Source organism: Pseudoalteromonas sp. NCCP-2140 (genome assembly GCF_023708065.1).
GTDB lineage: Bacteria > Pseudomonadota > Gammaproteobacteria > Enterobacterales > Alteromonadaceae > Pseudoalteromonas.
This window is the reverse complement of sequence record NZ_BRCZ01000016.1, coordinates 22411-43660: the sequence shown is the minus strand read 5'-3', so window position 1 is coordinate 43660 and position 21250 is coordinate 22411. Positions and strand designations below refer to the sequence as shown.

22 protein-coding genes are annotated in these 21250 nt (G+C 42.2%); 13 read left to right on the top strand and 9 right to left on the bottom strand.

The features are described 5' to 3' along the window. Nucleotides 1–30 precede the first annotated feature (30 nt). From atpG to NFU46_RS19240, 6 genes are all read left to right on the top strand, one after another. Nucleotides 31–891 (top strand): F0F1 ATP synthase subunit gamma, encoded by an 861-nt coding sequence (gene atpG / locus NFU46_RS19265; protein ID WP_054563740.1) that lies wholly within the window; start codon nucleotides 31–33, stop codon nucleotides 889–891. Between the two features lie 32 nt (nucleotides 892–923). Then, on the top strand, nucleotides 924–2309 hold the full coding sequence (gene atpD, locus NFU46_RS19260; RefSeq protein ID WP_054554811.1) for a F0F1 ATP synthase subunit beta: 1386 nt from the start codon (nucleotides 924–926) through the stop codon (nucleotides 2307–2309). A 13-nt stretch (nucleotides 2310–2322) separates the two neighbouring features. Continuing rightward, on the top strand, nucleotides 2323–2745 hold the full coding sequence (locus NFU46_RS19255) for a F0F1 ATP synthase subunit epsilon (protein ID WP_054554812.1): 423 nt from the start codon (nucleotides 2323–2325) through the stop codon (nucleotides 2743–2745). Nucleotides 2746–3017: 272 nt separating this feature from the next. Then, a complete protein-coding gene (gene glmU / locus NFU46_RS19250; RefSeq protein WP_063528634.1) occupies nucleotides 3018–4376 on the top strand; it encodes a bifunctional UDP-N-acetylglucosamine diphosphorylase/glucosamine-1-phosphate N-acetyltransferase GlmU in 1359 nt (452 codons plus the stop codon). Nucleotides 4377–4519: 143 nt separating this feature from the next. Next, the gene (locus tag NFU46_RS19245; protein ID WP_251604120.1) at nucleotides 4520–6358 is read left to right on the top strand and encodes a choice-of-anchor I family protein; all 1839 of its coding nucleotides are present in this window, start codon (nucleotides 4520–4522) and stop codon (nucleotides 6356–6358) included. Nucleotides 6359–7449: 1091 nt separating this feature from the next. Continuing rightward, on the top strand, nucleotides 7450–7983 hold the full coding sequence (locus NFU46_RS19240) for a gamma carbonic anhydrase family protein (RefSeq protein ID WP_251604118.1): 534 nt from the start codon (nucleotides 7450–7452) through the stop codon (nucleotides 7981–7983). On the opposite strand, the gene NFU46_RS19235 is transcribed toward NFU46_RS19240, so the two are convergent. Both NFU46_RS19235 and aroE read right to left on the bottom strand, forming a co-directional pair. Then, the gene (locus NFU46_RS19235) at nucleotides 7980–8234 is read right to left on the bottom strand and encodes a DUF1488 domain-containing protein (protein WP_251604116.1); all 255 of its coding nucleotides are present in this window, start codon (nucleotides 8232–8234) and stop codon (nucleotides 7980–7982) included. The genes NFU46_RS19240 and NFU46_RS19235 overlap by 4 nt on opposite strands. Then, nucleotides 8231–9055 (bottom strand): shikimate dehydrogenase, encoded by an 825-nt coding sequence (aroE, locus tag NFU46_RS19230; RefSeq protein ID WP_251604114.1) that lies wholly within the window; start codon nucleotides 9053–9055, stop codon nucleotides 8231–8233. Before aroE ends, NFU46_RS19235 begins: the two co-directional genes overlap by 4 nt. Before the next feature lie 41 nt (nucleotides 9056–9096). On the opposite strand from aroE, the gene NFU46_RS19225 reads away from it, so the two are divergent. The 3 genes from NFU46_RS19225 to NFU46_RS19215 all read left to right on the top strand — a co-directional run bounded on the left by NFU46_RS19225 (nucleotide 9097) and on the right by NFU46_RS19215 (nucleotide 11724). Then, the gene (locus tag NFU46_RS19225; RefSeq protein ID WP_054554758.1) at nucleotides 9097–9528 is read left to right on the top strand and encodes a group II truncated hemoglobin; all 432 of its coding nucleotides are present in this window, start codon (nucleotides 9097–9099) and stop codon (nucleotides 9526–9528) included. A gap of 81 nt (nucleotides 9529–9609) precedes the next feature. After that, nucleotides 9610–11205 (top strand): methyl-accepting chemotaxis protein, encoded by a 1596-nt coding sequence (locus NFU46_RS19220; protein ID WP_251604112.1) that lies wholly within the window; start codon nucleotides 9610–9612, stop codon nucleotides 11203–11205. A 66-nt stretch (nucleotides 11206–11271) separates the two neighbouring features. Further along, a complete protein-coding gene (locus NFU46_RS19215) occupies nucleotides 11272–11724 on the top strand; it encodes a hypothetical protein (RefSeq protein ID WP_251604110.1) in 453 nt (150 codons plus the stop codon). Here the strand turns inward: NFU46_RS19215 and hemF are convergent. The 6 genes from hemF to NFU46_RS19185 form a co-directional block, all read right to left on the bottom strand. After that, entirely contained in the window at nucleotides 11721–12671 is a 951-nt protein-coding gene (hemF, locus tag NFU46_RS19210; protein ID WP_055199325.1) for an oxygen-dependent coproporphyrinogen oxidase, read from the bottom strand. The genes NFU46_RS19215 and hemF overlap by 4 nt on opposite strands. 2 nt (nucleotides 12672–12673) lie before the next feature. After that, nucleotides 12674–13240, bottom strand: a complete 567-nt coding sequence (locus NFU46_RS19205; RefSeq protein WP_175080903.1) for an L-threonylcarbamoyladenylate synthase — start codon at nucleotides 13238–13240, stop codon at nucleotides 12674–12676. 34 nt (nucleotides 13241–13274) lie between these two features. After that, nucleotides 13275–13844: a type I DNA topoisomerase gene (locus NFU46_RS19200; protein ID WP_175080904.1), complete on the bottom strand. Its 570-nt coding sequence runs from the start codon at nucleotides 13842–13844 to the stop codon at nucleotides 13275–13277. Nucleotides 13845–13915: 71 nt separating this feature from the next. Next, the gene (locus NFU46_RS19195) at nucleotides 13916–14389 is read right to left on the bottom strand and encodes a DUF494 family protein (RefSeq protein ID WP_054563780.1); all 474 of its coding nucleotides are present in this window, start codon (nucleotides 14387–14389) and stop codon (nucleotides 13916–13918) included. Then, on the bottom strand, nucleotides 14382–15479 hold the full coding sequence (gene dprA / locus NFU46_RS19190; RefSeq protein ID WP_251604107.1) for a DNA-processing protein DprA: 1098 nt from the start codon (nucleotides 15477–15479) through the stop codon (nucleotides 14382–14384). Before dprA ends, NFU46_RS19195 begins: the two co-directional genes overlap by 8 nt. Nucleotides 15480–15509: 30 nt before the next feature. Continuing rightward, nucleotides 15510–16628: a LysM peptidoglycan-binding domain-containing protein gene (locus NFU46_RS19185; RefSeq protein ID WP_054563778.1), complete on the bottom strand. Its 1119-nt coding sequence runs from the start codon at nucleotides 16626–16628 to the stop codon at nucleotides 15510–15512. A 118-nt stretch (nucleotides 16629–16746) separates the two neighbouring features. Between NFU46_RS19185 and def the strand changes: the two genes are divergently transcribed. Genes def through trkA form a run of 4 tightly spaced genes read left to right on the top strand, consistent with a single transcriptional unit; the run spans nucleotide 16747 to nucleotide 20898 of the window. Further along, nucleotides 16747–17256 (top strand): peptide deformylase, encoded by a 510-nt coding sequence (gene def, locus NFU46_RS19180; RefSeq protein WP_054554770.1) that lies wholly within the window; start codon nucleotides 16747–16749, stop codon nucleotides 17254–17256. 20 nt (nucleotides 17257–17276) lie between these two features. Continuing rightward, on the top strand, nucleotides 17277–18230 hold the full coding sequence (gene fmt, locus NFU46_RS19175) for a methionyl-tRNA formyltransferase (protein ID WP_055199321.1): 954 nt from the start codon (nucleotides 17277–17279) through the stop codon (nucleotides 18228–18230). Beyond that, nucleotides 18223–19509, top strand: coding sequence for a 16S rRNA (cytosine(967)-C(5))-methyltransferase RsmB (rsmB, locus tag NFU46_RS19170; protein ID WP_054563776.1), 1287 nt, complete (start codon nucleotides 18223–18225; stop codon nucleotides 19507–19509). The genes fmt and rsmB overlap by 8 nt, the downstream gene beginning before the upstream one ends. Nucleotides 19510–19521: 12 nt before the next feature. Continuing rightward, nucleotides 19522–20898 carry a Trk system potassium transporter TrkA gene (trkA, locus tag NFU46_RS19165; RefSeq protein ID WP_175083300.1) on the top strand — a complete coding sequence of 459 codons (1377 nt, stop codon included), beginning with the start codon at nucleotides 19522–19524 and terminating at the stop codon, nucleotides 20896–20898. Between the two features lie 82 nt (nucleotides 20899–20980). On the opposite strand, the gene NFU46_RS19160 is transcribed toward trkA, so the two are convergent. Further along, nucleotides 20981–21199 carry an EF-hand domain-containing protein gene (locus tag NFU46_RS19160; protein ID WP_054554774.1) on the bottom strand — a complete coding sequence of 73 codons (219 nt, stop codon included), beginning with the start codon at nucleotides 21197–21199 and terminating at the stop codon, nucleotides 20981–20983. Nucleotides 21200–21250 lie beyond the last annotated feature (51 nt).

Genomic DNA, 21250 nt, shown 5'->3' with positions numbered 1-21250 from the left:
CTAAAGCCCACCTGATTCGGAGAGAGAGTCATGGCCAGCGGAAAAGAGATTAAAAGCAAGATCGGGAGTATCAAGAATACTCAAAAGATCACCAGCGCAATGGAAATGGTTGCTGCGTCTAAAATGAAAAGAGCGCAGGAACGTGTGGCGTCAAGCCGTCCATACGCTGAAAACTTACGCCAAGTGATTGGTCGTGTTGCTCAAGCAAATCTTGATTTTACTCACCCTTTCTTAGAAGAGCGTGAAGTAAAACGAGTTGGTTATATTGTTATCTCTACTGACCGTGGTCTATGTGGTGGCTTGAACTCAAACGAGTTCAAAAAAGTTGCCCTAGATGTTAAAGCGTGGAAAGAAAAAGGCGTTGAAGCTGAATTTACTACTTTAGGTAGCAAAGCAGCTGGCTTTTTCCAACGTTTTGGCGGTAAGTTAGTCGCTAAAAAAGCGAACTTAGGAGATACACCTTCACTACAAGACGTTATTGGTCCTGTAAAGACAATGCTAGATGCATACTCTGAAGGTAAAATTGACCGCTTATACGTAGTATTCAACAAGTTCGTTAATACTATGAAGCAAGAGCCAACAATCGATCAGTTACTCCCTTTGCCAAAAGCTGAAGAAGAAGTATCTCAACATTCTTGGGATTACTTATATGAGCCAAACCCAGAAGCGATTTTAGAAGCTCTGTTAGTACGCTTTATTGAGTCTCAAGTATACCAAGGTGTAGTTGAGAACGCTGCCTCTGAACAGGCTGCCCGTATGGTTGCAATGAAAGCTGCAACTGATAACGCAGGCGACCTTATGGATGAGTTACAGCTTGTTTATAACAAGGCTCGTCAAGCTGCAATCACACAAGAAATTAGTGAGATTGTTGGCGGTTCGGCAGCAGTTTAACGCTTCGGCAAAGTTTAATGAGAGGAATAGACATGAGTTTAGGTAAGGTCGTCCAAATTATCGGCGCCGTTGTGGATATCGAATTTCCACAAGACAACGTGCCAGCCGTATATGACGCACTAAAAGTAACAGATGGCGACTTAGCTGGTTTAACTTTAGAAGTTCAACAACAGCTAGGTGGCGGTGTGGTACGTGGTATCGCACTTGGTACTACTGACGGTTTACGTCGTGGTACTGCAGTAGAAGGTACAGGTCAGCCAATCCACGTTCCAGTAGGTACGAAGACACTAGGTCGTATCATGGACGTTTTAGGTAACCCTATTGATGAAGCTGGTCCAATTGGTGAAGAAGAGCGTATGTCTATTCACCGTGCAGCACCTTCTTATGAAGAACAATCAAGTTCAGTAGAACTTTTAGAGACTGGTATCAAGGTAATCGACCTTGTATGTCCATTCGCTAAAGGTGGTAAAGTTGGTCTATTCGGTGGTGCCGGTGTTGGTAAAACCGTAAACATGATGGAACTTATCCGTAACATCGCAATCGAGCACAGCGGTTACTCAGTATTCGCAGGTGTTGGTGAGCGTACTCGTGAGGGTAATGACTTCTACCATGAGATGAACGACTCAAACGTACTAGATAAAGTATCTCTAGTATACGGTCAAATGAATGAGCCACCGGGTAACCGTTTACGCGTAGCGTTAACTGGTCTTACTATGGCTGAGAAGTTCCGTGACGAAGGTCGTGACGTACTTTTCTTCGTTGATAACATCTACCGTTATACTCTAGCGGGTACAGAGGTATCAGCACTTCTAGGTCGTATGCCTTCAGCAGTAGGTTACCAACCAACTCTTGCTGAAGAAATGGGTGTACTTCAAGAGCGTATCGCATCTACTAAGACGGGTTCAATCACTTCAATCCAAGCGGTATACGTACCTGCGGATGACTTAACTGACCCATCTCCAGCAACAACGTTTGCTCACTTAGATGCAACAGTAGTACTTTCTCGTGATATCGCTTCACTTGGTATCTACCCTGCGGTAGACCCACTTGATTCATCTTCACGTCAACTTGACCCACTAGTAATCGGTCAAGAGCACTACGATACAGCGCGTGGCGTTCAAACAGTTCTTCAACGTTATAAAGAACTTAAAGACATCATCGCAATCCTAGGTATGGACGAGCTTTCTGACGAAGATAAGCAAGTTGTATCTCGTGCACGTAAAATCCAGCGTTTCCTATCTCAGCCGTTCTTCGTTGCTGAGGTATTCACAGGCGCGCCTGGTAAATACGTGTCACTTAAAGACACAATTGCTGGCTTCAAAGGTATCTTAAACGGTGAGTTTGATGATATGCCAGAGCAAGCGTTCTACATGGTTGGCTCTATTGAAGAAGCTCAAGAAAAAGCCAAAAGCATGTAATTAGGAGGGTAGTATGGCGGCTATGACTGTACATCTTGACGTAGTAAGCGCAGAAGAGAGTTTGTTCTCTGGTCTGGTTGAATCGATTCAAGTGAGTGGTAGTGAAGGTGACCTTGGTGTTAACTATGGTCACGCTCCATTATTAACTGCCCTAAAACCTGGTATGGTACGTTTAGTTAAGCAATTTGGTCACGAAGACGTGATGTATATTGCTGGCGGCACGCTAGAAGTTCAACCGGATCGCATCACGATTCTTGCAGATACTGCAGTACGTGGTGAAGATCTAGACGAGCAAGCGGCTGAAAAAGCTAAACGTGATGCTGAAGAGCAAATGGCGAATACGTCAACTGCTGAGTTAGATTATCAACAAGCTGCAGTGCAACTTGCTGAAGCAATCGCTCAACTTCGCGTAATTCAACAATTACGTAAAAAGTAAGCCTACTCGGTTTTCGAAAAGCCCACTTAACGTGGGCTTTTTTGTGCCTAAAATTCACCGCTAAGCACCCTACTTTATATTTATACTTATATCCTTCATCAAAGCTCGCTACAATAGTGTAAATTAATAGTGAATAGCTGTTTCATTCAAGGTTCAGTCCAACACATTAGGATTGCGTATTTACACATGATGTGACTTACACAACTTTGTATGTTTCCCAGAACTCACAAAATATTGCACACCTAAAACAAAGAAAGAAGGATATTGTTTTAATGTCTCTGACTACCGTTATTCTTGCTGCGGGTAAAGGCACCCGTATGCGCTCTGCTCTACCTAAGGTATTACACAAAGTTGCTGGCAAACCTATGGTGCAGCACGTTATTGATAATGCCACTGCCCTTGGCGCTCGTGAAACAAATCTTGTTTACGGTCATGGCCGTGAGCAGCTTCAAGAAGCCCTATCGCACAACCAAGTAAACTGGGTATTACAAGAAGAACAACTCGGTACGGGTCATGCTGTCGCTGTTGCTAAAGAACATATTGCCGATGATGACACCGTATTAATTCTCTATGGTGATGTGCCACTAACAAAACGCGCAACCTTGGAAAAGCTACTTGCTGCGACTCCAGAAAAAGGCTTAGCAGTATTAACGGTTACCTTAGATGACCCATCAGGTTATGGTCGAATGATCCGTGAAAATGGCAAGCTAGTCGGTATTGTTGAACAAAAAGACGCTTCACCTGAGCAACTTGCGATTAAAGAAATCAATACCGGTATTATGGCTGCTAATGGTGCGCTACTTAAACGTTGGTTAGGTAACCTATCTAACAATAACGCCCAAGGTGAATACTACCTAACAGACATTGTTGCGATGGCACACAGTGAAGGTGTTGAAATTACCTCTGCACAGCCTGAGCATCCGATGGAAGTTGAAGGTGCTAATAATCGCGTACAACTTTCAGCGCTTGAACGTGCATACCAAGCATGGCAAGCAGAAGAGCTAATGCTAAACGGCGCAACACTTGCTGATCCTGCTCGTATTGATGTACGTGGTGAAGTAACGACTGGCGAAGATGTTCTCATCGACGTTAATGTTATTTTCGAAGGTAAAGTAACTCTGGGTAACAACGTACAAATTGGGCCAAATTGCGTACTTAAAGATTGTACTATCGGCGATAACGTTGTTATTAAAGCTAACTCACTTGTTGAAGAAGCCAGTGTTGCTGCTAAATGTACTTTAGGCCCATATGCCCGCCTTCGCCCTGGTGCGATTATGGAAGAAGACTCGCACATTGGTAACTTCGTTGAGATGAAAAAGACTCGCTTAGGCAAAGGTTCAAAAGCAAACCACCTAACCTACTTAGGCGACACTGAAGTTGGCGAAAAAGTTAATATTGGCGCAGGTACTATTACTTGTAACTATGATGGTGTAAATAAATCAAAAACCATTATTGGTGATAACGCCTTTATCGGTTCTAACTCATCACTGGTGGCCCCAGTGAATATTGGCTCAATGGCAACGATTGGCGCAGGCTCTGTTATCACTAATACTGTTGAAGATGATCAGCTTGCAGTCGCTCGTGGTAAACAGCGTAACCTTACTGGTTGGAAGCGCCCAACTAAAAAGTAATGAGCTACCCTACTAATTTATAAATAAAAAGCGAGTTTATACTCGCTTTTTTTATGACAAAATTTTGTTCTCATAAAAGTGCCATATAGTTGTAATGCCTGCGTGTTGTAATTGCCTCAATACAACTCCAAGGAAAAATAATAATGTTAAAAAGATCAATTATTGCGCTATCACTTTTAACCATTCTTTCTGGCTGCTCATTAGACGGTGACGACGGCAAAGACGGCCTACAAGGTGAACAAGGTCCTGCAGGTCAAAATGGTACTAATGGAACTGATGGGGTAAATGGCACCGATGGTGCAAACGGAACTGACGGAGCAAATGGTACAGATGCAAACGCTGCTTTAACTATAAATCTTATCGGCCGTGCAGTGCTGAATGCAGAAAGCCCTGAAGGTGCTGCGGAAATTGTTGCTTATCAAGCATCTAAACAACGAATTTTTGCTATCAATAGTTCCGGTGATTCTGCGGTCGTTAATATCATGAAAGCCGATAGCTTTGACCGCGCAGCTTTAGTTAAAGATAACGAAGGGGTTATAAACGGCACTAATTTAAGCTCAGAGATTACCCTTGCACTTAATGAGCACAGTGTGGGCGATGCAAACAGTATCGCTATTGATGCTAATAATGAACTTTTAGCAGTCGCTATGGCTGCAAGTAATACCGGTGATGCCGGTTTAATCGCATTTTATGATATTAGTGGCGACGAGCCTCAGTTTATTAAAAATGTCACTGTAGGTGCCCTGCCCGACATGGTTACTTTTAGCCATGATGGCAATAAAGTATTGGTTGCAAATGAAGGCGAACCTAATGGTGATTACAGTATTGACCCTGAAGGCTCTATCAGCATTATTAATATTAATGATGGTGTAATTGCAGATACTGCTATTAGCATTACTTTTTCGGCTTATAACGACAAACAAGCAGAACTTGAAGAACTTGGGATTGTATTTGCTAACCCGACAGGTCGAACAATCAACGGTAACTTGATTAATACAACCGTAGCAATGGATTTAGAACCTGAATACATCAGCGTTTCGAAAGACAATAAGTTTGCCTACGTGTCACTACAAGAAAATAACGCCCTTGCTATCGTCAATCTTGAAGATAATAGCCTAGAGCTTAAAGGCTTAGGATTTAAAGATTGGTCTAATTTACTTTTTGATGCATCAGATAAAGACGGTGGTGTTAACTTTAAATCGTACCCTGGTCTCTATGGCATGTATCAACCTGATACGATTTCAAGCTTTACTTGGAAAGGTGCTAACTTTATTGTCACAGCGAACGAAGGTGATGCACGAGAATACTTCTTTGATACAACCGACGAAGCTGATTGTTTAGCAAAGGGTGGTCTAGATTATGATGAAGATGATGGTTGTTTATCATATATAGATGAAACCAGAGCTAAAGACTTAACACTGGCAAGCAATTTTGACTACCTGAACAATGACAACAGCGATATTGGCCGTTTAAAAGTGACCACTGTTAAAGGTGATGAAGATAATAATGGCGAATATGAATCACTCTATGCATATGGTGCCCGCTCTTTTACCATTTGGGATAGTAACGGCATGGTGGTTTTTGACTCGGGCGATCAAATCTCACGTATTACTGCATCAGTTCACGGAGCAGCATTCAATAATAACGAAGATGAAAATGACGGTGATAGTCGCTCTGATGACAAAGGTGCAGAACCAGAAGCGTTAGCACTGGGTACGATTGGCGAACGTACATTTGCATTTATTGGTTTAGAGCGTATGGGTGGCATTATGGTGTTTGATATTACTAATCCATACAATGTGACATTCCAAGATTACTTTTTTAATCGTGGCCTAGAAGCTGATGCAGATATAACAGGTGATCTTGCTCCTGAAGGTATGACATTTATACCTGCAGAACAAAGTGCAACGAATGAAGCATTGCTAGTTGTTGGTAATGAAATTTCGGGGTCAATCGGTGTTTGGGAAATTTCTACTAACTAATCCGCCTTATAAAAATAAAAAGCGACATACCTAATTTAAAGTATTTCGCTTTTTCTATGCCATTTTATCTTCACATAAATGACTGCTTTTTGAGCTAAACCCCCTCTGCAGCCCTTTATTTGTATGGTTATTGTACTAATTTGAAAATAATCAAAAAAACCTTCAAAAAGTGCTTGCGTTAATTCTTCGTATCCCTATAATGCGCATCCACTGACACGGTGGGCAGCAATGAAAAGCGCTGAACAACGTAACAGAGAGTTAAGTAAAACTTGGGTTTGAAACGGTCTAAAAAGAAAGTTTAAAATTAAGTGTTGACTCGAAAAATTAAGGATGTATTATACGCATCCCTAGCGACAACGTCGCAACGTTCTTTAACAATATAAAGCAATCATCTGTGTGGGCACTCGTACAGATTGAGTTCTAAAGGTGCAAGCACCTCTTCGTTTCCGCTCGACTTGCATGTGTTAGGCCTGCCGCCAGCGTTCAATCTGAGCCATGATCAAACTCTTCAATTAAAAGTTTTTTGTTTGAAGTAAACTTCAAACCACGCTCAATGAATTCTGATTGTTTGTTTCTACTTTTAAAAAAAGTAAAATCAAAACGAATTGACTATATAGTCACTCAGTTACATTTGAGACTCTAAATTTGTTTGCATCATCTAGCGAACTAGAATCTGCTGTTAGAACTCAACCTGTACGAGTGCCCACACAGATGATTGCTTTATATTGTTAAAGAACGTTGCGACGTTGTCGCTAGGGATGCGTATAATACATCCTTAATTTTTCGAGTCAATACTTAATTTCAAACTTTTTTCTATTATTTGAAACCGAAGTTTCACTTAACTCTCTGTCACGTTGCTCAGCGTCTTGCGTTGCTGCCCGCCGTGTCAGTGGGGTCGCATTATAGGGAGATGGATTTTTTACGCAAGCACTTTTTTAAATAAAATTTAAAAAAACGTACTGTTCGCTCAGCTTTTGAACTAAACACCTTAAAACTGGGTGTTTTGCAGTCAATTTAGGCCTGTTTTGGTGTATTTATTTGCTTCGCTGTTACACTAGACTGAGCGCATTTTAAAATTAAAAGGTGAATTTATGACTATCCGTTCTTATAAAGGGATCACTCCGACATACGATAATAGTGTTTATATTGATGAGTCATCGGTTTTAGTAGGTGATATATCGCTTGGTAAAGATTCAAGTGTATGGCCTCTTGTTGCTGCGCGAGGTGATGTTAACTATATACGTATTGGTGAACGTACGAACATTCAAGATGGCAGTGTTTTACATTTAACTCGTGCCTCTAAGTCAAACCCCGATGGCTACCCTCTTATTATTGGTGATGATGTCACTGTTGGTCATAAGGTTATGCTACACGGTTGCCAACTTGGTAATCGTATACTTGTTGGTATGGGCGCAATAGTAATGGATAACGCAATTGTTGAAGATGATGTGATCATTGGTGGTGGTTCACTGGTACCACCTAACAAACGTTTAGAGTCTGGTTACCTTTATGTAGGTAGCCCTGTTAAACAGGCTCGCCCTTTAACAGAGCAAGAGCGCGCCTTTTTAAAAATCTCTGCTGATAATTATGTTCAGCTTAAAGATGAATACTTAGCTGAGGGCTAAAACACTTCGGTTAATTCAATTTGTCCTGCCGAGTTATACTGCTCATCGTCGATCAGTTGCTCGGCGAGCTCTTCGTAATCGAAACGATAAGATTCAAAGTAATTAACCGCACTGTTTTGATCTGCAAAATCATACTTGCTGGTATCAATAACACACTCCACCATCAAGCCACTTACTTGTGCGAAGAATACCAACTGCTTTTCTTCAGGCTTAAATTCGAGTCTGTCTATAAATTGAATAGCTTGATTCACGCAATTTCTCCTGCTTTAAGCGCGGTAACAACGGGAATAATTTCTGGCATTTTATTGCGCCATACAAAATAAGCTTGTGCTGCTTGGCCAACTAGCATGCCACAACCATCGAGTGTTAAACATGTTGGGTTAATCGACTTAACCCAACTAATAAATGCGGTATCGTCATTAGCGTAAAACATATCGTAAGCGCACTGACACGTAGCAACATGGTCTTCAGCTATACCCGGCAGGTCTCCAGTTACACTACTTGAGGTTGAATTAATCACCACATCATAGTTGTTTGCTGGGATATCATTTAAAGCAAAGCCCTGTACATTTATTTCACCATTAAAATGACTCGCTAGCGCCTTTGCTTTTTCGGCGGTACGGTTGGCTATTGTTAAGCTTTCGATATGCTCATTCAATAATGGCTGAATGACACCTCGCGCTGCACCACCGGCGCCAATAAGAAGAGCTCGCTGCCCTTTTAAGGTGACATTATTGGCTAATAGATCTTTAACAAGCCCTACACCATCGGTGTTATCACCCAGTAGGCTGCCATCTTCAAGCTGTTTAATCGTGTTTACTGCTCCAGCTATTTTCGCTTGCTCTGTTAGTTCATCGACCATGACAAACGCTTGCTCTTTAAATGGCAAAGTGACATTAGCCCCTTTACCACCCGCAGCGAAAAACTCAGCGACAGTTTTTTCAAATGCATCTGTTGGTGCTAAAATGGCGCTGTATTGTATTTGCTCGTTTAATGATGCAGCAAATTGTGCGTGTATTGCGGGTGATTTCGAATGTTTTATTGGATTTCCAAAAACCGCGTATTTGTCCATAGTGAAGCAACCTCTTCGCCCTGTAGAGCTTTATTAATATTATGATTAAACGACTTTTTTCTAAATCGAAACCAACGCCTGAAACACCTACCCCAGAAAAAACACCTTACGAAATTATTGGCGGTGAAGCAGGAGCTCGAGCAATTGCAAATCGATTTTACGACATAATGGCCACAGATGAATACGCCAAACCATTATATGATATGCATCCGCAGCCTTTAGATAGAATTCGCCAAGTATTCTTTGAGTTTTTATCGGGCTGGCTGGGCGGCCCTGACCTATTCGTTGAAAAATATGGTCACCCAATGCTAAGAAAGCGTCACATGCCTTTCCCTATTGATCAAGACCTACGTGACCAATGGATGCATTGTATGAATAAAACGCTTGATATCGAGATTGATAATCCACTACTTCGCGAAGGGTTAAGACAGTCGTTATCGCAACTCGCCAGCCATATGATCAATCAAAACTAACTAAGCTTTGCGCTATATCAATGTACGCTTTTTCTAAATAAAGATAATAAATTTTCCTTAATTTAGAAAAAGCGTCGTCGAATGAAGTCTATCCAATTTAAAATTTATGCCTTGTTAGCACTAACAGGCGTATTGGTATTATTTGCCAGTATATTTAGTAGTGCCCAGCAACAACATGAATTAGCAAGAGATACTGTTGAAAGTAACATAAAACTGCTTGCCGATAATTACTTTGATTCTATTAATACAATGATGCTGACAGGCACTATGGCTAATCGTGAAATTCTAAGTACTAAATTAAGAAGCCACCCTAATATTGAAGACGCTCATATCATACGTAGTCCAATCGTTAATAAAATTTATGGGCCTGGAAATGCCAACCAAGTTGCGACTAACGATGCTGAGCGAAAAGCACTAACAGGCACTGAAGCACTATTTATTGATAATCAAAAAAGTACGATGACTTATCTAAAGCCTATGTTTGCTCGCAGTGATTATAAAGGAACAAACTGCTTAGGCTGCCATCAAGCACAAGAAGGCGATGTGTTAGGTGTAGTAAAAATTAGTTACTCGCTGGCTGATATCGAGCAAGAAGTATCGCAAAACACCTTAGTGAACACGCTACTATTAGCGGCTATTTTCATTTCGGCTTTCTCACTACTAGCAGTGATGTTTAGAAAAATTTTCATCAAACGCTTAAAAGTCATTAGCCATACCATGCACTTGGCAACCACCAATAAAGATTTAAGCCTCACGGTAGATGACAGTAATAATGACGAGCTTAGTTCTCTTGCCACCAGCTTTAATCACATGATTGGTGCGTTTAAAGATAATATTGCCCAAGTTTCTCATTCTTCTAAGGTATTGATCCACTCTGCCGAAAGCATTTATGCCTCAGCGGATGCTACCGAGCAAGCGATCTTAAAGCAAAAGCAAGGGACAGATTCGGTCGCTGCCGCCATTAATGAGCTTGAAAGCTCATCAAGCGAAGTTAAAAACACCACCCATTTTGCATCTGAAAAGTCAGAGCACAGTAATCAACTTGCGCAGCAAAGCTTACATGTTGCTGAGCACACTGAGCAAAGTATTAATCAACTTGCGGCAGATGTTAGAGCAGCTGCCGAGCAAGTAAGTCAACTGCAAACCCAAACGTTAGACGTTGGTAAAGTACTCGAGGTGATCAGTAGCATTGCCGAACAAACAAACTTACTTGCACTTAATGCAGCCATTGAGGCGGCTCGTGCTGGTGAAGCTGGCCGAGGCTTTGCTGTGGTAGCCGATGAAGTACGTACTTTAGCGACCCGCACCCATGACTCAACCGACGAAATTCGCCGCACTATCGACAAGCTACAAAGTGAAGCGGCACAAACCGTTAATACCATGAATAACTCTTGCGAAGAAGCAGACGAAAGAGCTGTGCAAGTTAAGCAAGTAGCTAAAGCATTACGTGATATTTCTTCACAAATGAGTGAGATAAACCAACTTAACGTGCAAATTGCTGATGCTACTGAACAGCAAAACCTCGCGGCTGAAGAAATTAACCAAAGTGTTATCGCAATTAGTGACAATGCCGAGCACTCATTAGTCGACGCCCATGAAAACCAAAAAGTCAGTGAAGAGCTGTTGTCGTTAGCTCGTTCACTGGATGAACAAGTAAGACGCTTTAAATTAAGCTAAATTGCGCGCTTTTCGTGCAACTGCTAGAGTTGTTATATGCATTTCATAGTAAATAAGGATGTTTAAATGAAATTTATAACAACTCTTTTAGTCTGCATTGGGGTTATTGCGGCGCTACTATTTACCTATCAACACAGCGTGAATGATTCTGCTGTTCAACAAAGCACTATTAATAAATATATTTATCAGGATGATATTCAACAGATTGCTCAATCACTTCTCAGCCAAGATAAAACCTCACAAAGCGATAAGTATGAACAAAGTATTGTTGATGGTTTTGATAAGCTAATTCAGCACCCTGAATATTTTCAGGTGAAACTTGATTTCTATGCCTGTGATATCAGTCAGTGCTTAGTTCAGGTTAGCGCACCTATTGATACAACACCTGATAACCTAGAGATATTAAAAGCAGAAGTGCTATTTAGTGTCTTGGCAGAGCAGCCTAGCAGTGACAGTGTTGCCACCCTCGTAGAGGGTGACAACGCAATGTTGGTTCGAGTGGTTTCAATACTTGATTAAAGCTGCCATTGGCGTGCAACTAAATCAGACTCTTTGCTATTTAACCAATCTTGCGGGCGTAAATAGTACTGATACAGCTTAGCTTCTGGGCTATCTGCAGCAGGTACATAGTTATACTCCCAACGTGCTAATGGTGGCATCGACATTAAAATCGACTCAGTACGTCCGCCGGTTTGTAAGCCAAATAATGTGCCGCGGTCCCAAACAAGATTAAACTCAACATAACGACCACGACGATACAGTTGGAAATCGCGTTGCTGTTCGGTTGTTGGCGTGTCTTTGCGGCGCTCAATTATAGGAAGGTAAGCATCTAAATAGCCATTTCCTACCGCCTGCATAAAGGCAAAGCTTTGTTCAAAGCCCAGCTCATTTAAATCATCAAAGAACAAGCCACCAACACCACGTGTTTCACTGCGGTGTTTTAAATAAAAGTAATCATCACACCAGTTTTTATATTTATCGTAAACCTCAGCACCGAATGGCTGACATAAATCGCTAGCCACCTGATGCCAATGTTGTACATCTTCAAAAACAGGGTAATAAGGGGTTAAATCAAAACCACCACCAAACCACCAAATTGGCTCTTCGCCTTCTTTTTCGGCAATAAAGAAACGGACATTGGCATGGCTAGTTGGAATATGTGGATTATTAGGGTGGATCACTAATGACACACCACATGCATGAAAGCTACGACCAGCGAGCTCTGGACGATGTGCTGTTGCTGATGCTGGCATCGAAGCACCAAACACATGCGAGTAGTTTACCCCACCCTGTTCAATGACATTACCACCTTGGATAACACGAGTACGGCCACCGCCGCCTTCTGCACGTTGCCAATTGTCTTCAACAAATTTTGCTTTGCCGTCAGCATTTTCAAGGCCCTGACAAATTGTATCTTGTAAGGCCATTAAATAGGTTTTAACTTGTTCGAGTAGCTCGCTTTGCATGTTTATCCTCTAAATACTTTACCGGTCGCTGCGTCTTTGATCACACTTGGTTGGCTGTTGCCACCTAACGGCTCATCAACATAAAAATCTACTGTGTCTGCAAATTCGCTTTTCGCTTGTGCGACAGTCATTACCGTTTCTTGACCGGTTAAGTTTGCACTTGTTGAAACCAACGGCTTACCAAATTGCTGACACAGGGCTTTTACCGTTGGATGATCAGTAACACGTACCGCAATAGTATCAAACTGGCCTGTTAGCCACTTTGGCGTTTCTTTTGCTGCTGGCATCACCCAAGTGATAGCACCTGGCCATTGTGAAAAGATATCAGCACGTTTATCCATCGGGATTTTGGCATCATCTACATACTTTAATAACTGGCCATAATTGTCAGCAATTAAAATTAAGCCTTTTTCTACAGGGCGTTGTTTGATGGCTAAAAGCTTTTCAACCGCAGCTTGGTTATCAGGATCGCAACCAAGACCAAAAACAGCTTCGGTTGGGTAAACAATTACACCGCCTTGCTGCAAAGCGTCAATTGCATTGGCTGGTTGTGCAACAGGATCAGACAAAGAAACTCTCCTAAATAAACAAATAACAAGTGCATTAAGATTTGACTAACTTATGCATACACGACTTCTGCGGGCATTGTAACACAACACCTGAAGCTGTTTTCTTTTCGGTCATAATTGGCCACTGGCAGGCCGGGCACTCAGTCGCCACAGGTTTGTGATTAAGGGTATATTTACAACGCGGATAGCCATCACAAGAATAAAAGGTTTTGCCAAACTTATTATTACGCGCAACCAGCTGGCCTTTTTTGCATTTAGGGCAAGCAGGTAATTGAGGGGCATCGTCAGGCTCTTCATCATGAGCAATGTAATGGCACTCAGGATAGCCGGTACACCCAATAAACATACCGTAGCGGCCATTTTTAATTACTAATGGCTTACCACACTCTGGGCAGGCACTGTCTTCGAGTACTTTTATTTGTTGGCTATCGTGATGAGCTAATGGGCGGATAAAGTCACACTTTGGGTAACTGGCACAGCCTAAGAACGGCCCTGACTTTGAGTTGCGCATAACCAATTCAGAACCGCATTTAGGGCAAACCTCATACTCTTTTTCGAGTGCATGTTTATCTGCAGAAAAAAGAGAATGGTCGATTTTACTCATAAGATTCCTGTGGGGTTGGCTAATTTTCGCCTAATATACCCAAACTCAACAAAGATACAAGCAAAGTCGAATTAATGTAATACATCGGCTGGCTCGTCAAATATTAAGTCTTCCATTTGTGCGTAAGCTTGCTCTGACCCTGGTACATTAAATAACACCATAAGCACTACCCACTTTAGATCTTCCAAAGAAATAAATGGTTTATCTAGAGCACAAAGCCTATCTATCACCATTTCGCGAGTTACGGTGTTAATTACACCTATTTGCTCGATAAACATTAAAAAGCCGCGACACTCAACACTTAACATTTGGCATTCACTATCAGTGTAAATACGCATAGCATGTTGTGGTTGGGCATTAAGGTACGGGTAGATATCGCTTTGTTGTAAGTCAGCAAGTTGCTCTAGCCAATCAAGGGCTTTGTAGATTTCAGGTTTATTGAAGCCAGCACGAACCAACTCATCGGTAAGCTCGTTCTCTTCAGTAAATATTTCAGCTTCACTATGGATATAGTTTTCAAAAAGATACATGAGGATGTCAAACATGTTTATGTCCTCCTAGTCTTATATAACCATCTAGTACTCGTTCGATTTTATCTGCGAGCTCTAGGTCGAGTAACCGAGCTTGTACTTCGTCTACAGGTAATTGGCTGCGCTGTGTTATTTGATCAACACTTGTTACCTCATACCCTATACTTTTGAACACTGGGCAGTCGGGTTCATCTGCAATAGGCTGTTCTATACTATATAGACTGTTTTCACAGAAAAAGCTCACTTCATCAAGAATATCAGTAATATTTTCTGTCAATTTAGCGCCTTGCTTAATTAAAAAATGGCTTGCCTCTGATAGTGGGCTTTTTATCGAACCCGGCACGGCAAACACCTCTTTATTTTGCTCAAGCGCATAGCGCACTGTCACCAATGAACCACTTTTAATTTGCGCTTCGACAATCAATACACCTAATGACAACCCAGAGATAATGCGGTTTCGGCGCGGAAAATTAGCGGCATTAGCAGCCGTTCCCGGTAAGAACTCAGAAACCAACAAGCCCCGCTCAGCAACCTGTTTAATGAGTAAGCGATGGCGTTTTGGATAAGCAATATCGATACCCGTACCAAGTACGGCAATCGTATTGCCTGACCCTGCTAATGCGCCTTTATGGGCTGCACCATCAATTCCCATAGCCATACCTGATGTCACCGTCATGCCAACAGCAGAAAGTTGATGGGCAAACTCAGCAGCGACTTCAAGCCCTGTAGGTGTTGCATTACGGCTACCGACAATTGCTATTTGCGGTGACAGTAGTAGATCCGTATTACCTAAACAAAATAATAAGATAGGTGCACTGGCTATTTGTTTGAGTAAAGGCGGATAGCTGCTATCAAAATAGCTTATGACTTTGATTTTAAGTCTTGCTATTAATTCTTGGTAGTGGGCTACTAACTGCCAGTCAGTATTAACTAAGTTATCGGCTTGGCTTTGTGATAAACCCAGCTGCTGAAGCTCTAAACTAGATAGCTTAAATAGCTCATCCAGTGGCTGTCTTTGACTTAATGCAACAAGGCTTTTTATTCCAAGCCCTTTACATAAATAAAAGGCAAGCCAATGGGATAGCTTGCCTGAAACCTGTGCCATGCTCCCTCCTTAGAGCGCCCAAATTGTGAGTTAGTTTATAACTGCATAATCTCCAACTCGGATCGGGTGCTGATTCTTAACAATCAATGCATAGCTAACGTTGTCATATACCTTAAACACCATTAACTCACCGACTTTTTCCTTTGGCATGTGCCATACATTACTGTCTTCGTCGCTTTCAATTCCTAACACATCATTTGCATCAGTCATGAATTTCTCAAGACTGTTAGAATCTTCGCGGTAACGCGGACCATTGCGGCCGTCATACACTTCAGGTGATTGACGCTGAATATCAAGTACAAAACCTGGTTTCACTTGGTCTGAACCTAAGTTTAGTACAACAATGTCCATGGTACTAAATTCACGCATTTCATTAGCTGCGGCGATAATAGTGCCATCTAAAGTAGCTTCAGGGCGTTTCATAGTGAAATAGGCTGGCAACATTTGCCCTTCCATCGCCGGCATTAAAAAGTCATGCGGCTTAATTTCTTGTTTTACCAGTTCAACTTTAACTGAGGCAGGTACGCCGTTTTCTACGTCACCGCTTCTAAATGCGCGAACAATCGCCACTAATTCCGCTTTATTCGCTAGTACTTCATTGGTATTTGGATCAACAAGATCATTGCCTTTACGGTATACGCCATAAGCTTCGTTAAGTGTTAAGTCACCTTTAACGTAAAGCGTATGGCCCATAGTATTCATTTTGGTATTAACACTGGCACCCAAAATATATGGTTTTTGTGCAATAACATCGGCGCTAATCGCTTGCTCATAACTCAAATATGGGCGCAGCAACTCCAAAGGCAACGTCGGCACTGCTTGCTTGCCTTTTGGTGTAATTCGCCCTTCTGGAGAGAGTTTTTTATAACGCGCATTTTTAACTAAACGAGGATTTCCGTCTTTATCGTAAATTAAAGTGAGCGCATCACCCGGGTATATTAAATGCGGATTCGCAATTTGCGGGTTCATTTGCCATAAATCAGGCCATTGCCAAGGTTCATCAAGATACACGCCCGAGATATCCCAAAGCGTATCGCCTTTTTTGACAACATATTGTTTTGGTGCATCTTTTTTAATTGTTAAAACATCAGCAGCTACCGGAAAAGCACAGCTAATGGCTAACAAAGCCGCAACTAGTGGGTATCTCATTTGGCTTCCTTGAGTTGTTTTTAGATTATTATCGACCAAAACCTGTTAAAGGTGAACACGAATGGCTAAAATAAGAGCATACAATACCCTAAATGAATCACAAGTGTAAAAGGTAACTATGGCTAGGTTAGAAGTTTTGAGATTTCCGGATGAGCGTTTACGTACAATCGCGAAAGAAGTACCAGAAGTAAACGATGAAGTTCGTCAAATCGTCAAAGACATGCTTGAAACTATGTATGACGAAAACGGTATCGGCTTAGCAGCGACGCAAGTAGATATCCACCAGCGAATTGTGGTGATCGACGTATCTGAAGAGCGCGACCAACCGTTAGTGTTAATCAACCCAGAAATCACCAAAAAAGATGGTTCAACTGTGAGTGAAGAAGGCTGTTTATCTGTTCCTTACTCATACGCAAAAGTTGACCGCGCAGAAACAGTTACTGTTAAAGCGCTTAATGAAAACGGTGAAGAGTTTAGCCTTGACGCTGACGAGCTATTAGCGATTTGTATTCAGCATGAGCTTGATCACCTTAAAGGCACCCTATTTATTGATTATCTATCGCCTTTAAAGCGCCAACGTATCCGTAAAAAGCTTGAAAAAGAAGCTAAGCTGGCTGCTAAATCATAAGTTAATCAATAGGAATATCTGTGACACAACCATTACGCATTATTTTTGCTGGTACGCCGGATTTCGCTGCGCGCCATTTACAAGCACTGATTGACTCAGAGCACGAAGTTGTTGGTGTATATAGCCAACCGGATCGACCCGCGGGCCGAGGTAAAAAGCTAAAAGCCAGTGAAGTTAAAGAACTGGCACTTGCTCATGATTTACCTGTATTTCAACCGCAATCACTAAAATCAGATGAAGCACTTGCAGAGCTTACCAGCCTGAACGCCGATATTATGATTGTGGTGGCGTACGGCTTACTGTTACCAAAAGCGATTTTAGATGCACCGCGCTTAGGCTGCTTAAACGTGCATGGCTCTATTTTACCGCGCTGGCGTGGTGCTGCACCGATCCAACGTGCTATTTGGGCTGGTGACAATGAAACCGGTGTAACAATAATGCAAATGGATGAAGGCTTAGATACCGGCGATATGCTGCATATCAGCCGTTGCCCGATTGATAGCACAGAAACCAGTAGCTCTTTATACGATAAATTAGCTGCACTGGGTCCTGATGCACTGATCAGTACAATCAATCGTCTTGCTGCAGGTGAAATCACCCCAGAAAAGCAAGATGACGCACAAGCAAATTACGCCAAGAAGCTATCAAAAGACGAAGCCAATATTGATTGGTCAATGGATGCTGCGCAAATTGAGCGTAATATCCGTGCCTTTAATCCATGGCCTGTTTGCTTTACTGAAATGGCAGGACAAACGGTAAAAATTTGGCAAGCCGAAGTTGTATCGCAAACTGCACAAGCCGGTAAAATCATTGCTGCTGATAAGCAAGGTATTACCGTTGGCTGTGGGCAAGATGCACTTAAAATCACCCTTCTTCAACCACAAGGTAAAAAACCAATGGCTGTTACTGACTTTTTAAATGGTCGCAGTGATTGGGTTGAACCTGGCTCAGTATTAGGTCAAAGCAATGAGTAATGTAAGAGCACTTGCTGCTGAAACCCTCTATAACGTGGTCGATAAAGGTGCATCGCTAAATCAAGAACTACCTTTTGCAAGCCAAGGATTATCGCCGAAAGATAAAGCCCTACTACAACAAATTTGCTACGGTGTGCTGCGCTATTTACCTAGCCTAGAAAATTATTGTCAGCAACTTTTAGATCAACCACTAAAAGGTAAGCGCCGTATTTTCCAGTTCTTGTTGTATGTGGGTATTTACCAACTTCAACACATGCGTGTACCGCCTCATGCAGCAATCAGCGAAACGGTTAATGCGCTTCAGCAAATGCGCGCACTGGGTTTAAAAGGTCTGATTAACGCTATTTTACGCAGTTTCCAACGTGAACAAGTTGAGCTTGAAGAAAAAGCAAAGCAAATTCCTGTTTGCAAATTTAACCACCCAGGTTGGTTTATCAAACAAGTAACCGCTGCTTACCCTGATAACTGGCAAGAAATCCTTGAAGCGAATCAGCTGCAAGCACCTATGTGGTTACGTGTAAACCAAGCGCAATATAGCACCCAAGAATACAGCGAGATGCTTAAAGCAAATGATATTGAGCATACCCTTAATGCTGATTTTCCTGATGGTATTAAACTAGCTAAACCGTGTGATGTATACGCACTGCCAGAATTTGATACCGGTGCCTGCTCAGTTCAAGATGCTGCGGCACAATTAGCAGCACGCTTTTTAGATCCACAAAATGATGATGTCATTTTAGATGCGTGTGCAGCGCCAGGTGGTAAAACGTGCCATATCTTAGAGCTTGCTGATGCCGACGTATTAGCACTTGATAGCGACAGCGAGCGCCTAGAACGCGTTAAACAAAACTTAGTGCGTATTGGTTTAGCTGCCGATTTACAATGTGCCGATGCTTCACAACCTCACATCTGGTGGGATGAGCAGCAATTTGACCGTATTTTGCTTGATGTGCCTTGTTCAGCTACTGGCGTGATCCGTCGTCACCCTGATATTAAATGGTTACGTCGTGCATCTGATATTGAAGATCTGGCTAATTTACAAGGCGATATCTTAAATAGCATCTGGCCTCTACTTAAGCCAGGTGGTACGTTAGTTTACGCGACCTGCTCAGTATTACCGCAAGAGAACCAACAACAAGTTGCTAAGTTCCTTGCCAATAATCCAAGTGCTGAACACATACCTTTGCATGAAAACGACACGCCTACTTTACCTGGTCTGCAATTATTGCCTGGTGAAAGTGACGGTTTCTATTATGCAAAGCTAGTTAAAAAACACTAATAAGAACAAGCTATGAAAATAATCATACTCGGTGCCGGACAAGTTGGTGGCACACTGGCAGAAAACCTCGTAGGTGAGCAAAATGAGATCACCGTTGTCGATATCGACGGTAACCGTTTGCGAGAGCTACAAGATAAGTACGACTTACAAGGTGTTAATGGCCACAGTGCGCATCCCGATGTATTGCGTCGCGCAGGCGCAGAAGACGCCGATATGATTATTGCCGTAACCAGTTCAGATGAAGTGAACATGGTTGCTTGCCAAGTTGCTTATAGTATTTTTAACACACCAACCAAAATTGCCCGTATTCGCTCAGAGCAATACTTAAAGTACCGTGAAAAGCTATTTCATAATGACGACTTACCTGTTGATCACTACATTGCTCCTGAAGCGCTGGTAACTAAGTATATTCGTCGCTTAATCGACTATCCGGGTGCTTTACAGGTATTACAATTTGCCGATGGCATGTTATCGCTGGTTGCGGTGAAAGCCTATTACGGTGGTTTGCTGGTGGGTTATGCACTTTCAGCCTTGAAAGAGCACATCCCGAATGTCGAAACCCGGGTAGCGGCTATTTATCGTCAAGGTAAAGCGATTAAACCACTTGGCACAACCGTTATCGAAGCGGACGATGAAGTGTTCTTTATCGCTGCAACAAAGCATATTCGAGCAGTCATGAATGAGCTTCAAAAGCTCGAACGTTCATACAAAAAGATCATGATTGCTGGTGGTGGTAATATCGGTGCGGGCCTTGCGCGTTCACTTGAGAAAAACCACAGTGTGAAGCTGCTTGAGCGCAATAAAGAGCGCGCAGCACAGCTCTCTGAAATGCTTGATAACACCGTAGTGTTCTGTGGCGATGCCTCTGATCAAGAGCTGTTATCTGAAGAACATATTGAACAAGTGGATGTGTTCATCGCAGTAACTAACGACGATGAAGCAAACATTATGTCTGCGATGCTGGCAAAGCGTATGGGCGCACAAAAAACCATGGTGCTTATTCAGCGTGGCGCTTATGTAGACCTAGTTCAAGGTGGTGAAATTGATATTGCTATTTCACCTCAGCAAGCCACTATCTCGGCGCTGTTAACACACGTTCGCCGTGGTGACATTGTTAATGTTTATTCGTTACGTAAGGGCGCAGCAGAAGCCATTGAGGCTGTCGCTCATGGTGATGAGCATACTTCTAAAGTTGTTGGCCGAGCAATTGCTGATATCAAACTACCAGCTGGAACAACCATTGGTGCAATTGTGCGTAACGATGATGTACTGATTGCCCATGACGATACGGTTATTCAGTCGGGTGACCATGTAATCATGTTCTTGATTGATAAAAAGCACATTACAGTTGTTGAAAAGCTGTTCCAAGTAAGTGCTATCTTCTTGTAAAAAAGCTTATAAACGAAAAAAGCAGCCATGACAGCTGCTTTACGACTCTTGAAGTGAAAGTACCTAACTTTTCTAAAAGATTCTATTGAATTTGAGCGAACTCTTCTTTTGAAAGTTCGCCATTACCATCACTATCTAGCTCTGGAAATAACTTTTCAAGCTGCATATTTGCAGACGCTTCTTCTTTGCTGATCACACCATCACCGTCAGTATCGAATGTTGCAAAGCTTACGCCTTGTGCAAAGGCTGCAGATGACGTTGCTAGTGCTAAAATTGCGATTGTTGTGCTTAACTGTTTCATAATAACTACCTTAAATTTGAAAAGAGTGAAATCCGTTTCTGAGATCCCTGT